Origin of the sequence: Shewanella sp. HL-SH8, assembly GCF_051165765.1 — a bacterium.
Taxonomy (GTDB): Bacteria; Pseudomonadota; Gammaproteobacteria; order Enterobacterales; family Shewanellaceae; genus Shewanella; species Shewanella glacialimarina.
This window is the reverse complement of sequence record NZ_CP195039.1, coordinates 4,021,983-4,038,020: the sequence shown is the minus strand read 5'-3', so window position 1 is coordinate 4,038,020 and position 16,038 is coordinate 4,021,983. Positions and strand designations below refer to the sequence as shown.

Here is a 16,038-nt window from a genome sequence, read left to right as displayed (position 1 = left end):
AACTTATTGAAAGATGAATGTTTGATGCTATATGTTTTATTTTTACTTTGAATGCGATTTGATGAGGAGGATTATGTTTTAAATATAAATTAAATCATATAGTTAATTTATGGTTCTTTGCTGAGATTGACATCGTTTAGTTACTTGCAATGGATAAACTAAATCAGTATATCTTACTCGATTTAATGTTATGTAATGGTAGATTGCAGATAGTTATAAAGTGATTACGAGTGCCAATTAACCAAGTCACAGAAAGCGGATTTAGATTTATTCATGTGATTGAGATTATGTTCCTGATAATATGGTCTTTGTCTTGTTTATTGTGCGTATTAAGCTACTTTTTGATAATGCGCCGACACTTGTGCTACCGCAAAGGGTGCGCTGTCACCAAAGGTACGGAATGAAACCAACAGAGCCTGATTTACAGCTAAAATCACCTATTCAACGTAATTATAATCGCGCGGTTTTTTACACTTATATTGGTGTGATTGTCATGTCACTTATTTCTGCGGCCATTTTTTATGAACGCCAGAAAGAGGTGCAAATTGAACAGCGTGAAGATCAAGTTGCACGGCATGTGTTGCAAATCGATTTATTATTAGAGTCCAGTATTCGTGCGGTAAAAAGCTTACGAGATGTGGCGGTTGATCATCTTCGCCTAGGCGAGCAAGTGCGCAAAGATCGTCTACCTCAATATGAAAAATTCAATGCCGATGGACAGTTTTTTAGTTTAGAGCCTAACTATGTTAAAAGTGGTGAACCTTTTACCAATATGGGGCGCATCACAGGCATGGGCTCGCTTGATGGTCGCAGTGAGAAGTTTTATCAAGAATTAGAAATGCTGTTTGAGTTATCACTATCATTTCCCGTAGCTAAAGAAGCCGCACCAAAAGCTTCGTCTATTTATTATGTATCTAAGCGAAAAATGATGTCGTACTTTCCTTGGAGCAGTTCTGATCAACGCTTCAGGGAAGAGCAGCTTAATAAGCAGCAATTCCAATTAGCCACCCCTGAATTAAATCCACAGCGAAATGCGTTTTGGAGTCCGGCTTATGTTGATGGTGTCGAGCAAGGCTTGCTTACTACCTTAGGTCTACCGGTTTATCTTGAAGATGAGTTTATCGGCACAATTAACCTCGACATGACCTTGGCATCACTGGCAAAACAAATACGTACCTACTTCAAAATGCCGGGGACGGTCATTTTATTGGATCAACAAAATAATATTTTATCCCACAGTGATTTTGACTCCAATGAAATGAATCGCGTTTATCATATCAGTCAGCGTATTCCTGCAGAATTACATTCCTTATCAGAATCTGAACTGTTTGACGCCCATGAAGGCATATTACGTAATAATCATTATATTCATTCGGTTGCATTACATAATGCACCGTGGCGATTATTGTATATTCAAGAGGAAGGCGCGCTTTTTCAAGATTCATGGGAAAAGTTACAACTGACTTTTATCCTGGTTGTGTTAGCGCTTTCGGTGCTAGTGACCATTGTGCATTGGCAAACCCGCCGTGCGTTCGTTAGCCCTGCATCAAAGTTACTGACCCATTTAGAGGCGTGTTCCCAGTCACCGATACAGCCTCCAGAAGTCATCAGTCCTGGGTGGGAGCCGTGGTTTTTACTGGTCAGTCGTATTTTTGAAGAAAACAAACAATACACGCGCCATCTTGCTGAGCAAAATAAACGTCTCGATAACTTAGTCGCCAGCCGTACTCAGCGTTTACGTGATACCACTGAGCGCCGTGAACGTGAATTTGCCTTATTAAGGTCGCTTATTGATTCATTGCCAGAAGCCATTGTCTTTAAAGATAAAGAAGGTAAGTATCTTGGCTGTAACAAGTCAGCCGAGCGTATGTTAGGTGTGAATGAAAGTGATATTATTGGCTTAACTACCTGTGATTTTACTAGCCCTGAACAAGGTAAGCGCATTTTAGCCGAAGATAAAAAAATCTTAGACGACAAAAAACCACTGCAATATAAAGAGCGAATTGAAATAGCCGGAAAACCGGTACTATTGAATGCCTTTAAACTGCCATTTTATAATCGCCGCAATGAATTGCTGGGTCTGATTTCTATTTGGCGAGATATTACCCGCGAGTATGAATCAGCAGAGCAATTACGCTTATCAGAAGAGCGTTATCACATGGCGATGGATGCGGTTGAAGATGGTTTGTGGGATTGGTATATCGACTCAGAACAAATTATTTGTAACCCAGCATTTTATTCTATGTTGGGCTATGAACCCAATGAGTTCCCTGCTTTATTATCATCCATTGACGGATTGACTCATCCAGATGACCGTGACCGAGTGCAGGAATATCGTAGCCAATACTTACTTGACCCTACCGATGCCTATGAAATTGAATTTAGGATGAAAGGTAAGCTGGGTGAATACCATTGGTTGTTATCACGTGGTCGTGCGGTAGAGTTTTTGGAGTCAGGCCAAACTAAACGTATGCTTGGTACTCATAAAGATATCACCCGTCAAAAAAGTAATGAAGTGGCCTTGCTGGAAGCTAAGCAAGATGCTGAATTAGCTAACATGTATAAAAGTGAATTTTTGGCTAACATGAGCCATGAAATTCGCACCCCAATGAACGCGATTATTGGTATGTTACAGCTAGCACAACGTACTAGCCTGACCATTCAGCAAGAAGATTATCTCAGTAAAGCGGGCTTCTCGGCCCAATCTTTGTTACGAATTATCAATGATATTCTCGATTTTTCTAAAATCGAAGCCGGTAAGTTAGAGCTAGAGCGAGTCGCGTTTCCGTTAGACAAGGTACTGGATCATGTGCTGGATATGAATGCCATTAAAGCACAAGAAAAAGGCGTTGAATTATTACTCTATGCACCTGTTACCGCTGGACTTATTCTAAATGGAGATCCACTGCGTCTGGGGCAGATATTAGTTAACTTATTATCAAATGCTGTTAAATTTACCCAAAATGGTGAAATTGAGCTGGGCTGTGAAGATGTTGGCGAGCGTGATCATCGCATTACCTTAAAGTTCTGGGTTCGAGACACTGGAATAGGCATTAGTAAAGAACAGCAATCAAAACTATTTGATGCATTTGCCCAGGCCGATGGTTCAACTACCCGAAAATATGGTGGCACCGGATTAGGTTTGTCGATCAGCAAACACCTTGTTTCTATGATGGGCGGTACTATGCAGGTATCGTCAGAAGTGGATCAAGGCAGTATTTTCAGCTTTACCATCAGTTTTGAAATTGCTGAAGAAAACATAGTCGAGCCGTTAATAGTACCTGAACAGTTGAATAATTTAACCACATTAGTAGTCGATGATAACCCCAGCGCATTGCAAATTTACTCAGCATTAATGAAAGACTTCAGCTTTGGTGTTCGCACCGCTTCAAGTGGACAGCAAGCATTAGATTGTTTGGCTAGACAACCCGTGGATCTGATTTTATTGGATTGGATGATGCCTGAAATGGGCGGGTTGGAAGTACTAACTAAAGTTGATGAAATGGTGGCAGATGGTCGCTTAGCAAAACGTCCGGTGATCATATTGATGACAGCCTACAGTGCAGAACCTCTAACCAAGGATGTTGCCGATAGAAATGTACATGCCATTTTACAAAAGCCCTTTAAGGCATCAGTCTTGTTTGATGAAATTATTGGGGCGTTTGCCAAAGAACCAAAACTCAATGTACAGTCTGTTCCCAAAGAAGATATTCAAGAACAACAATCAGGATTAGTGTTGTTAGTTGAGGATAACTTTATTAACCAGCAAGTGGCATCAGAATTATTAAAAAGTGCTGGTTATGAAGTGGTGATGGCTGACAATGGCCAAATAGCATTAGATTTAATTGATACCCGAGCATTTGACGCCGTATTAATGGATATTCAAATGCCCGTTATGGATGGTTTAACCGCTTCAAAAGAGCTGCGTAAACGTTACAGTCCGGAACAATTACCGATTATTGCAATGACGGCACATGCGATGTCGGGTGACCGTGAAAAAAGCTTAGCGGCTGGCATGAATGCCCATATTACCAAACCAATCGTATTGAATGAGTTATTCGATACCTTATCTCACTGGATTGAATATAAGAATAATAACAATAAGATGTGATCTGGCGTGTATTGAGTAGCAACGGATTGTATGTTTTTTTTAAAGGATTTTTACAAGGAATTTGACATGAATCGACGCCATCTTTCATTGGCGATAATGCTTGCCATCAGCCCTACATTATCGCTAACAACTTTATCTAGCCCAGCATTGGCTGCGACGGCCGAAACAGTCATTAAGCAAAGCCAAGTGGCTCAAGGTTTTGTTAATTTTTATTACGATAGCACCGACGGTCAATTGTATCTACAAGCCAACAAGTTAAATCAGCCTTTTTTACTGTTAACCAGTTTGCCCCATGGGGTTGGTTCAAACGACATTGGTTTGGATAGAGGCCAGCTTGGCCGCACTCGTATGGTGCAGTTTGAGCAGCATGGTCCCTATATTGTATTAAAACAATTGAATACTTACTTTCGAGCCAGTAGCGATAATGTAGCCGAGCAGCAGTCTGTCAAACAGGCCTTTGCTGAATCTATTTTGTGGCGTGGAAAATTACTGCCAGGCAAAAAAGCGTTAGTGTCGATTAATGATCTGGTCATTAACGACTTACACGGCGTATCGGATGTATTAGCCGACACAGAACAAGGTGCTTACAGCCTTGATAGCCAGTTGTCGGTGATCATGCCCGATAATATAAAATCCTTTGCACAAAATGCCGATGTTGACGTTAACCTGACTTTTAAAGCTCAACAAGCTGGCAAGCAAGTTGCCGAGGTTACCCCCGATGGTAAGTTTATGTCGGTGCGGATGCGTTACTCATTTATTCAGCTGCCCGAAGCGGGTTACCAAGCCCGCGCATATCATCCTATGAGTGGTTATTTATCTGACGAGTATGCAGATTACTCCGTTAAGGTAGATGAGCCGTTGGTGCAGCGTTATTTATTAAGGCACCGCCTTGAGAAAGTGACACCGGGCGATGCCCCAAGTGAAGTCATTAAACCTATTATCTATTATCTCGACCCCGGTGTGCCTGAACCGATTAGAACTGCATTGTTAGAGGGTGCGCGCTGGTGGGAAGAAGCCTTTAATGAAGCTGGTTTTATTAATGGTTTTAAAGTGGCGATGCTACCAGAGGGCGCGGATCCACAAGATGTGCGTTATAACATGATCCAATGGGTGCATCGCGCCACGCGTGGTTGGTCATATGGGGCAGCTGTCACCGATCCGCGTACTGGTGAAATTATTAAGGGTCATGTCACTTTAGGTAGTTTAAGGGTTAAGCAAGATCACCTTATTGCCAGAGGGTTAACCGCCGACTGGCCAGATAGACAAGCTGCTGCAGATGCTGCTATGGCACTTTCTTTAGCGCGAATTCGTCAATTGTCGGCCCATGAAATAGGCCACACATTAGGCTTTGATCATAACTTTGCCGCATCAACGAATGATAATGCGTCGGTGATGGATTATCCCCACCCATATGTGCGTTTAGAAAATAACGCCATCGCGATTGATAACCCGTATTCAGAGGGCATAGGCGAGTGGGATAAATATACCGTCGCGTTTGGCTATGGTGCTGCGGCTAATCAAGATAAACTGCTTAATCAAGCGTTAACTAAAGGCTATCGGTATATTGGCGAAGCAGACTCTCGTGGAAACGGTGCAAGCCATATTTATGCAAGTCTATGGGATAACGGCAATGATGCTATTGCTGAATTGTCTCGCTTAGAAGCCGTGCGTCGCCATGCTATTACCCAATTTAATGGCGAGGCGTTACTCAAAGATGAGCCTAAAGGTGAGTTGGCAGATGTGTTTGTGCCTATGTATTTATTAACCCGTTATCAGATAGAAGCGGCGGCTAAATGGATTGGCGGCACTGATTATAACTACCAGCAATTAGGCTCAGGGCTGCGCTGGTTTTTTGCGGCGCCAGCAAAGCAACATGCGGCACTGGATGCATTAGTAGCAGGCTTATCGCCCCAGAGTTTAGCGATACCTGATAATGTACTGCACGCTTTAGTACCCAAAGCTGGAAATTATCGTAAAACCCGTGAAAGCTTTAATGGCAATATGGGTGTTGTGAGCGATCCATTAGGGATGGCAGAAGTCATGAGTCGGCATATTGTGGCGCAGTTATTGTCACCAGAGCGACTAAATCGTGTTAACCAAGCTTATATGCAAGATACTGAACAGCTCTCTGTGGTAGATATATTAGATAAGCTGATAGGGGCGACCTTATATCAAGAATTATCAAGGGAAACACAGCTAGGCATTAATATGCGGGTCAATGCCGTTGTGGTTGAAGGCATGTTAGCTGCATATCATCACCAAGATACTGCCAGTGAAGTTAAAGCCCAGTTATTCGCTAAACTTGGCTTTACCGTGAAGCAATTAAAGCGCCGTAGTACCCGTGCAAGTGAGTATCAAGCAGCGCATTACGATTGGCTATATCAAGGTATTGAGAAAAGCCTGCAAACACCGGAATACAAATTAATTGCTAAGCCACTTATTATGCCACCTGGCTCACCTATTTAAGCTTCCTGTTAGCTAAGTTGCTTAACGTAAAAGCCCTGAAGATATCTTCAGGGCTTTTTTATGTGGTCAGTTCCTTGGGGTTTTTAGGGTAAAACAGGTCAGGTTTCTTATCTAAATGTGAAAACTGACGGGTATTCTTATAAGGTAACTTCATAAAACCACTGATCCCATGACCTTGAATTTTATCTGCATTAGCAATAATTCTATCGAGCGAAGCCCTGAATGCAGCTTGTTTGCGTGGATTAAGTAGTCGTAAATAGCTATGGATTTTTAAGTGAGTCGGAAGTGCTTCAAAAATAATACAGCCAGTGTGATGAATTTGGTTGAGCCAGCCTAATTCTGTCATTATTTCTGCGGGAAGTTCGAGGTTTTCTTCTGGATCTTTACCATCTTCAAAATAGGAATGCAGGCGAGATTTATCCTCCAGTAAGGGCACATCACCAACTTCAAAAGGTAATTGCATTTCACCTGTTATTTCAAAGGGCATATCAGGATTACTACGTTCGATATGCAGTGTGTCTTTGGCATTAAAAAAGCAGGCTTTAAATACCCCAATACGTTTAATGCCCCGCGCCATAGTGACCATGTTATTCACCGCAAGTGTTAACGCCGTTTTATGACTAGGGTCATAGGTTGCTAAGTTGGAATCAATGTAAACCCCCGTTGGCTGCCAGTGTATTGCCAGTCCACCGACGATTGAGTATTGAGCCAAACGCCCGACAGCCGCAATAAATCCTTTTTCAGTATCTGCCATGCCAACCATAAAATTTCGATAGTATTTATCGACCTGCACATCGTCAATATCTGCAATGTGTTCATGGCTATTATGTTCTTTTAAAAATGATTTACGCGAGCTATAGCTGACGGTTTCAATTACTCTTGGGCGTGGTTGAAGCCAAACCGGAATTTCAGATTTAGTTGGCAGATATGGGATATTGGGTAAGTGCATACGATGGTTGTGACGCATACTTTTTAAAAAGTAATCGCCAGCACGGGCTCTCATTACAGGATCGTTGCTTAACATACCGTCTAAGGTTTTCGCTAGCTCAATCGGCAGACCAATACTTGTGGCGGGGATAACTTTAGTACCAAAGCGACTGCTTTGCCCTGAAGCAAGTGCATATAAGGTGCCCGCCACACCTTGTTCATCAAATCGTGCTGAAGAAAGCGCGCCACTGAGCTGATCTTCGCCGATAAAGTAGACATCACCCATGCGGGCATTTGTCTGGTGCTGATCGCTAGACATTAGCGACATCACATTATCATCCACAGGACGATTAAATTCATCGCGCTGTGCAAATACAGCCGAGCCCCAATCAATTAGCGACAGGTTATCACTTTCAATGTCATACACTAAATTCGATGGTTTAATATCACCGTGGACAAAGGGTTTGCCTTTACGTAGATAATACAAAATATTGGCAAGCTGGCGGGCTATGCTGACTATCATTGATGCTGGCAATGCCCCCATGCGCAGGCAGATTTTATCTAAATCTTCTCCTTTAGCGCGCTCCATCACTAAAATACCTTGCTTGCCTACGCGTTCAAACTTGATTGCGGCGGGCACATTAGGATGTTTCACTAGGCTAAGCATATAGGCTTCTTCTTCGAGCCTGTCTTGAATATTTTGCGGTAACGTCAGACGGGAAAATTTAAACACGTGTGAATCACCCACACTGTTTATTCCTGCAAACACAAAGCCATAAGCACCTTTACCAATAAATTCTATTGTTGAGTAGCCAAGCTTGATCAGCTGCTGCTTACATAATCTGACCCAGGCTTTATGTTTGCGGGCATCATTTGCCTTAAGCAAATAAATCGATTGTTCTTCATTGATATAAAAGTGCTGTAGTTGTGGCGTTTGCAAATGATATCCCCTTAAAACTGCTTAGGTTATTTAAGCCTTATCTCAGCCTGACTTCAAGCGCTTCCTAACTAATTTTATCGGTTAAGTAAACCTTGACCTGTATCAACTTACTTTTGCCCTTGAGTCGGTAAGATTAACAGAGATTTAGCAATCGCTTTTATAGGGAACACGTTATGCAAAATATAAAAAAAGCCGATTTAATTCAACTGTTTGACTTTCCTCGACTGCGAATACTGCAATCTATGGAAGTAACACATTGTCCCCATGCGGTATTTTTCAATGCAGCGGACGAGCAATGTATTACCTGCCATCAAGGGGAAGAGTGTGTGTGGATTAATCATAATGATGAGATGGTTGCGATGGAGCAAAAATCTGTCGATGATTTAAAGCAACAATTACTGGTAGCAGTTGATTTTGTCGATTCAAGTTTGTCCCCACACCATTTATCTCGCCGTAACTGTCAATGTGAGAATTGCGTGTGGTTGCGCAAAGTTCAATTAGTTCTTAAGGGGGATTTATCTAACGAATAGTAGCTGGATTGCAGTTGCTTCTGTTGATTCAAGCTTATACAGTGGGCTGCAGTTAAATTCGTTGGAGAGATTTAAAATGGAACCTCAATTTTGGCATGAAAAATGGCAGATGCAACAGATAGGTTTTCACCAACCACAAGTGAATCCGTTATTGATTCGTTTTTGGTCTGAGTTGAATTTAGTGCCCATGAGTAAAATTTTTGTGCCGCTATGTGGTAAATCCTTAGACATGTGTTATTTAGCAGAATTGGGTCATCAAGTGCAGGGGTGTGAGTTAAGTCAAACGGCTATTGAACAATTTTTTAATGACAACCAACTCCCCTTTCAAGTTCAGCAGCATACCCAACATCAATTTTATGCAGCCGATCAAATTCAGTTAATTCAAGGTGATATTTTTGCTTTAGCCCCAAGTGTTACGGCAGATATTGGCGGCTTTTATGATCGAGCGGCGTTAATTGCTTGGCCTGAAGAGATGCGTCAGCAGTATGCACAAACACTTGCTAAGCTGATTCCCGCAGATATATCCGGGTTATTAATTACACTAGACTATCCTCAAGACACGCTTAAAGGTCCGCCATTTGCAGTGAGTCCTGACTGGATTGAACAATATTTATCGCCGTATTTTGAGGTGACCTTACTTGCTTGTGAAGATGTGCTTGCTGATAACCCAAGATTTGTGAATAAACAGGTCCCTTGGTTAAACGAAGCTGCATATAAGTTAACCCGCAAAAAAGTGATATAGAGTTTACAACTAGCTTAAATAAAAAGGCGACCATAAGGTCGCCTTAATGTTAACGCCTAATTAGATTAGAAGTCATAACGTACGCCTACAGTGAATACGTTATCATCTTTTAGATCAGTTTTAACGTTAGTTTCAGTGTAGTCACCTTCATACATAGCATAATGTGCGAATAATAACGTCGATTTGGCTACACGATAATCAGCACCCACTGTGATATTTTGTACATTGATATCATCAGCACCTGCTTGACCTAAGGCTTTGTAGTACTTACCAAAACCAGCTTCATCTTGACCATATTCTACTTTTAAGTTAACACCATTTAAGTTGTAAACCGCGTTGACAAAATATGTGTTACCGTCAATGTTGCTGTCAGTTACGCTTTCAGAGTTTTGGAATAAACCGCCCACTTTGAAATCGCCAAACTTAACTTGACCTACAGCACGGTAAGCATCAACGCCACCAATAGCTTTGTTATAAGCGCCAGCGACATAGTAATTTTGCTTAGACAAGCCTTTATCACCTAAGGTGACACTTAGTGCATACTGAGCGTCATCAGAAGCTTGGTTATCTTCCATTAAATAGGTTGCATTAAGGGTGATGAGGTCTGCAATAACTGGAGAGTAGTACCATATACCATCAGCGCTACGAGTTTGGCCGCTGACGATACGGTCGACATCGGCATTAGAGTTACCAAATAAATCTACACCACCTTCAGATTGTTTAAATACGGTGTCATTACGACCGACTAAAACAGAACCCGCTGAAGTTTTGATACCTAAAAATGTATTACGGGCTTTGAACGTATCGCCTGAATTAGAAGTATTTTCAACTTGAAATTCCATTTGGTATAACACTTCTACACCGTCAGAAATTTTCTCATTACCTTTTACGCCAACATTAGAAAAGTTATTCTCTAAATAAGTGCCGCTTTCACCTACAGTTACACCATTAGTACCACTTTGTAAGGTTGAGCCTGCATCTGAGTTAGTAAGCGATAAATCTAAACGACCGTAAAAATCAGGGCCATCAGCAAGTGCACCAAATGAAGTGATAGCTAAAACAGACGCAACTGATGCAGATAGTAAGGTTTTTTTCATCTTTCATACTCCCAGAACTTAACGTTCTATGATTCCATTTTAAGAATGGTTTTAATAGTAATTAATGCCAAAAAGTGGCTATGTAACAATCTGATTTGAGATTTTACAGTTTTGCTAAGCTTAGTTTGTGGTAGAGATCAAACTTTTAGACCTTAAGTTATTTTTTATATCTAAAACTGAGCTGGAAAGGTGTTTTATTGCTGTTTTTATATTGTATTAAGTGTTTTCGTTGTGTCACTGTTCTTTAAAAAGGATTATCAGCACATCTTTTCGGCGTTTAAGTTACCTTGGTCACGATCAATTACTGATAGTAAATTCAATGAGTAACAATGTAGTTTAGCAGTTGTTAAATTAAGTGGTGTATTTTTTTAAAGGCAAAAAATGAGTTTGAACTGTTATTTAGCAATTCATGACCGACATTAATGGCATAGCTAAAACTAAAGCATTGAGCTGTAAATATGGACTCGTATCTTAATTTTTTAGGCTATTGTTATTTAGAGTTTTTTATATTTAATTTTTGACTTTTGTAACATCTATGAAGCGACGATATTTAGGCTTGTTCGAATAGTGATTATATAAACCTAGGTCATTTAGCTTTGACGGCGACTAGGCTAAAATAGGCAACTCGTTAAGTCAGTCAGAATAAAGGCATGTGATGTTGTCAGAAGCATATATGAATCGATTTGCAGGTATAGGGCGTTTATATGGTCAAGCAGCATTAAATGCTTTTGCTCAAACTCATGTGGTGGTTGTCGGTATTGGCGGCGTGGGAACTTGGGTGGCAGAAGCCTTTGCCAGAAGCGGTATTGGTCAAATTAGCTTAATTGATTTAGATGATATATGCGTGACTAATACTAATCGTCAAATTCATGCCTTAGCTCAAACTGTGGGGCAGTCAAAAGTCGAAGTGATGGCAAAACGTATTCGAGACATTAATCCAGAATGCCAAGTTAATGAAATTGAAGACTTTATTACCTTAGACAACCTGAGCGAATATTTCCCCCGTGAAAATAATACCTCTAATAGTCAGCAAATTGATTATGTTGTCGATTGTATTGATGCGGTAAAACAAAAAGCGGGATTAATTGCCCACTGTAAACGCAATAAAATTCCAATTGTAACTATTGGTGGTGCGGGTGGACAGACCGATCCTAGTCAAATTCAAGTGACTGATTTAGCAAAAACAGTGCAAGATCCATTATTAGCTAAAGTGCGAGGGATTTTACGTAAAGAATATGGGTTTAGTAAAAATACTGAGCGTCGTTTTGCTATTGATGCGGTGTTTTCTACTCAGCACTTAGTTTATCCCCAAGCTGATGGCAGTGTATGCGTGACTAAAGCGACTGCCGATGGGAGTATGAGAATGGATTGCGCTTCAGGTTTTGGCGCCGTGACTATGGTGACAGGTACGTTCGGTTTTATGGCTGCCAGTCGTGTGTTAGCTAAAATATCCGCTAAGGCTTGTGCGAAATAATAGCGATCAAGTCGCCGGATTGGTTGTTTTTTATAAATAGCTCACTGGTCAGAGTGTTGCTGGTTTGTGCGATTTCTTACTGACTCAATTACTCAATTACTCAATTACTCAACAATTAACGTATTGTCGGCAAACTTTGGCACATTTTCATAAGGGAAGCTGACAATAAACATTGGACCGCCTAATGGTGAAATAGGTTCATATCTGACGTTGCCATGTAGCAAGGTCGCGGCATTAAATGCTGCGGCTAACCCTAAACCTATTCCTCCTCTATTTCTGGCAGTAGTAAAGAATGGCTCAAACATGCGTTCGGCTACATCCGCTGGAATACTCAAACCATTGTTTTGAATTTCAATATTCACTTTGTCATACTCTATTACCACATTTATCATAATTTGGCTGTGTTCGACGCCTTTAAATGCATGTGTATAAGCGTTAGAAATAATATTACTAATAATTTGGTTAAGTAAGTTAATGTTACTAACGATTTGTAATCTTTCATCTACATTTATATTAATATCTACATGTTGTGGTGAAAACATAATTTGAGTTGAGTCGATAATGTCTTCTAGCTGTTTTTTCAAATTAAACTGAGTATTTTTCTCATAACGTTGCTCTGCTGCTACCGTTTTGAATTTTTGGATTAATGTGCTGGCTCGAGTAATATTATTAACTATTAGTTCACAACTTTGCTGGTACTCTTCAAGAATACGGTTTATCTCCTCCAAAGTAGCATGCTCGCTATGGATGAGCTTAATTAAATCTTCTACATGAGAGAGTTGAGAGCTTGCCGCAGTTAAACATATACCAATAGGGGTATTTATCTCATGTGCTAATCCTGAAACTAATCCCCCTAATGCCGCCATTTTTTCCTGCTCGACAAGCACTTGCTGAGCACGTTTTAAAATCAGTAATGACTGCTCTAGTTCTTTGGTTTGTTCTTTAACTTGTCGAGCCAGTTCATCTTTATAGCTTCGCTCAAGTTTAAGTAATCGTTCTCGATCTTCCAGTGCACTTTGTAATGCTGTTTTCGATTTTTGTTCATCGGCAAATGATGCTCTTACTTGCTGTTGCATGCTATTAATTGCTTTTGCCACCATAGCAAATTCGTCGCGTTTACTTTTATGGTCAAAAACTAAGGGATTAAAAGGTTTATCCAAACTTATTTGCTCACAATATTGACTGAGCTTGAGTAAGTGTTTTGTGATGTTTAACCAAACCAAGAATAGAATAAAACCAGCAACTAAAAAGGTTTTTATCGCGTTTGATAGCAATATAAGGATAGCTTTATTATAAAGCCTATCGTAAATAATGTTCAGGTCGGCTTGGACGAGTAAAGTGCCTACCTTTATCTGATTTGAATTGGTGTAAATAAGATCAAATTGTTTCTCAATCGTCGATGTCTGATGATACTTACCTGCCTGCCACTCTTGACCGCTATCATCCTTAATTGAGATATAGGTAATGTCAGGTAATTGACTTAAACCGTCTAACTGAGTACTAATTAAGCGCTCATCTATTACCCAAATACTGGCAGCTAATACTTCTAAATTTACTTTTTCGATACTAGAGAATGCTCTATCTATACGGTTTACATCACTGCTGTAATCGTTAAATAACTGATAAATAGTCGTAAGAAGGGTAATAAGTGAACTAAAAAGCACAATCGAAAGCATAAGCTTTCGACCGATAGGGCTGGTGAATAGTTGGTTGGAAAATTTCAGCATAGTTTTATTTATTTAATTAATCTAAGTGCTTATATAACAAGTTAGTTCAAAATTTATATTATAGCTATATTTAATTCATTACTTTTATATTGATTTTTTCAATTTCAGAGCAAACTTTATTATTATTGATGTTTATCAATTTACCGGCTAAAGGTGGCATTAAATTTGCTTTCAAGAAATTAGATGTTCAAATTTCTGACACTGAGGCTGTGATGAAAAAAGCGATGATTAAAGCAATTAGCTTAAGCAATGCAAAGCGTACTTTCATGAGTGCGATGCTATGGTTGGTAGTGTTATGCTTGGGGTTATTATTTGCCCCGAAAGAACTGTTGTCTCAGTTAGCCCTTGCTGAAATTGTCGCACAGTATAACTATCTTATTGGTTTAGCTTTAATCGTGGGGGCGGCATACTTTTTAAGTCAATTGGTGAGCTTTGTTGCTGATGAGTCCATACAGCATTTACGTCAAAAAAGAACAGTTGAAACTATAGAAGCTAAAGTAAAACTACTTGATCCTGCCGAAAGGGCGTTGTTGAGAGAGTTCTTTTTACAAGGTGCAACTATATTAGCATTGCCCCAAAATGAGTTGGCAGTTAAAAGTTTATTGCATACCAATATTCTGGAAGAGCTGGGTAACCAGCGCCATTATGCGATTCAAGGTCCTACAGCAGAGTATAAAATTTCCATGCCTGCGCGGATTTATTTAAACCGTGACGTGCTACGTTTACCTGCAGGAGAACCAACACAAGAAGAGTTGACTTATTTATTGAAGACCAGACCTCACTTCATCAGCGGCCTGGTACAACCCCGTAAACATGCAGCTTAATAGCCTTCATATTTAGAGACAAGGGTGTCGGAAACTCTATTTTATAGAAGTTTGTGTAACAAGAAAGGGGCTTAATTAGCCCCTGAAATGGATCAAAATTTATAATTATCGCCAATGAGTAAGAAGAACGAAGAGATGTAATATTACAGTACTAATGTTAATCATCATTGCCTGGTGCAGACTTCACAATAAACATCCACATTAAGTAAGATACAATTCCCAAAGTACTAAAAATGACAATCATAGACATTAATCCAATTGGGTTTCCAAACATTAAATCTAACCAAAATGCCATGATATCTATCCTTTTATTTGTGATGTCCTAGTTATCATAATGCTGAAATAAAATTGCAAAACTGATCTTGATCAATGATTGACTCTATTATTAGGTATACCAGTGTGTAAATGTGATCTTTATGGCGTTTATGTGCTCTAGCTGGTAGAAATTAGCTTCTGCTCACTACAGCGAACTATTTAAATTAGTGGTGTTTTTTACAGCTTATTTTGAGGAAGCGTTGAGAATTTAGGCAATTGTTCACTTTTGTCAGTAAAGTCAACCCAAAGGGCTTGCCATTGTCATAAGCATGGGTATAATTCTGTTCACTTAATTGATACTCATTAAGTGAAGTAATACTAGAGTTTTGCAAAGATATTTTTTTAAGATTTCTTTGCAAAGCTAAATATAGCTTAAAAGGCACTGCCCGAGTGGTGAAATCGGTAGACACGTCGGATTCAAAATCCGATTTCGAAAGAAGTGACGGTTCAAGTCCGTCCTCGGGTACCATTATTTAAAGCCCTGTTCTTAATTGAACGGGGCTTTTTTATGCTTATTTAGTGATACTTGATATAAGTACGCACCTTCCTTTAATTTTATTTCTGCTCTTACTGTATTATGAGATTATTACATCTAATTTTTAGAACAGAATAGATAGCCGTCAAAGTCATTTAATCGAGAGTTCTATTATTTGCATTTTACCGTCAAGACTAACTCTAGAGTCTTAGCTAAGCATATCAAATAGCGGAGTATCAATTCCCTGAAGCTGAACGCATTGTGAGGCAGTTACAACAAACTGCAGCAGAGGGGTTTAATCGTCAGTTTAAAATGGTTGGATCAAGTTTCTGATTTAGCAGGTTTGCTGAAATCGAACAGTTTGATACGACATCTCATGCTGATGTTTCAGATGAAGAAATCGAGCCCAG

The 16,038-nt window shown here is 39.9% G+C and carries 10 protein-coding genes and 1 tRNA gene; 7 read left to right on the top strand and 4 right to left on the bottom strand.

The genetic code is table 11. The features are described from left to right. Positions 1-400: 400 nt before the first annotated feature. Together ACRWQN_RS17895 and ACRWQN_RS17890 are read left to right on the top strand one after the other, a co-directional pair. Positions 401-4,111, top strand: a complete 3,711-nt coding sequence (locus ACRWQN_RS17895; protein WP_434939208.1) for a response regulator — start codon at positions 401-403, stop codon at positions 4,109-4,111. Between the two features lie 66 nt (positions 4,112-4,177). Then, a complete protein-coding gene (locus ACRWQN_RS17890) occupies positions 4,178-6,577 on the top strand; it encodes a zinc-dependent metalloprotease (protein WP_434939207.1) in 2,400 nt (799 codons plus the stop codon). A gap of 58 nt (positions 6,578-6,635) precedes the next feature. On the opposite strand, the gene ACRWQN_RS17885 is transcribed toward ACRWQN_RS17890, so the two are convergent. Beyond that, entirely contained in the window at positions 6,636-8,444 is a 1,809-nt protein-coding gene (locus tag ACRWQN_RS17885; protein ID WP_434939206.1) for a protein kinase domain-containing protein, read from the bottom strand. A gap of 173 nt (positions 8,445-8,617) precedes the next feature. Here ACRWQN_RS17885 and ACRWQN_RS17880 point away from each other — a divergent pair, with 173 nt between their 5' ends. Both ACRWQN_RS17880 and ACRWQN_RS17875 read left to right on the top strand, forming a co-directional pair. Further along, the gene (locus tag ACRWQN_RS17880) at positions 8,618-8,974 is read left to right on the top strand and encodes a hypothetical protein (protein ID WP_434927218.1); all 357 of its coding nucleotides are present in this window, start codon (positions 8,618-8,620) and stop codon (positions 8,972-8,974) included. A gap of 76 nt (positions 8,975-9,050) precedes the next feature. After that, positions 9,051-9,716, top strand: a complete 666-nt coding sequence (locus ACRWQN_RS17875; protein ID WP_434939205.1) for a thiopurine S-methyltransferase — start codon at positions 9,051-9,053, stop codon at positions 9,714-9,716. Positions 9,717-9,781: 65 nt separating this feature from the next. On the opposite strand, the gene ACRWQN_RS17870 is transcribed toward ACRWQN_RS17875, so the two are convergent. Then, a complete protein-coding gene (locus ACRWQN_RS17870; RefSeq protein WP_434939204.1) occupies positions 9,782-10,813 on the bottom strand; it encodes a porin in 1,032 nt (343 codons plus the stop codon). 658 nt (positions 10,814-11,471) lie between these two features. Between ACRWQN_RS17870 and tcdA the strand changes: the two genes are divergently transcribed. Continuing rightward, complete coding sequence (gene tcdA / locus ACRWQN_RS17865) at positions 11,472-12,287, top strand: tRNA cyclic N6-threonylcarbamoyladenosine(37) synthase TcdA (RefSeq protein WP_226415813.1); 816 nt, start codon at positions 11,472-11,474, stop codon at positions 12,285-12,287. Between the two features lie 104 nt (positions 12,288-12,391). Here the strand turns inward: tcdA and ACRWQN_RS17860 are convergent, their stop codons facing one another. Further along, positions 12,392-14,014, bottom strand: coding sequence for an ATP-binding protein (locus tag ACRWQN_RS17860; protein WP_434939203.1), 1,623 nt, complete (start codon positions 14,012-14,014; stop codon positions 12,392-12,394). Between the two features lie 212 nt (positions 14,015-14,226). Between ACRWQN_RS17860 and ACRWQN_RS17855 the strand changes: the two genes are divergently transcribed. Then, entirely contained in the window at positions 14,227-14,838 is a 612-nt protein-coding gene (locus ACRWQN_RS17855; protein ID WP_434927214.1) for a superinfection exclusion B family protein, read from the top strand. 157 nt (positions 14,839-14,995) lie between these two features. Here the strand turns inward: ACRWQN_RS17855 and ACRWQN_RS17850 are convergent, their stop codons facing one another. After that, on the bottom strand, positions 14,996-15,133 hold the full coding sequence (locus ACRWQN_RS17850) for a DUF3149 domain-containing protein (RefSeq protein ID WP_434939202.1): 138 nt from the start codon (positions 15,131-15,133) through the stop codon (positions 14,996-14,998). Positions 15,134-15,537: 404 nt separating this feature from the next. Here ACRWQN_RS17850 and ACRWQN_RS17845 point away from each other — a divergent pair. Next, positions 15,538-15,622: transfer RNA gene (locus tag ACRWQN_RS17845), tRNA-Leu, on the top strand. The last annotated feature ends 416 nt before the right edge of the window (positions 15,623-16,038 follow it).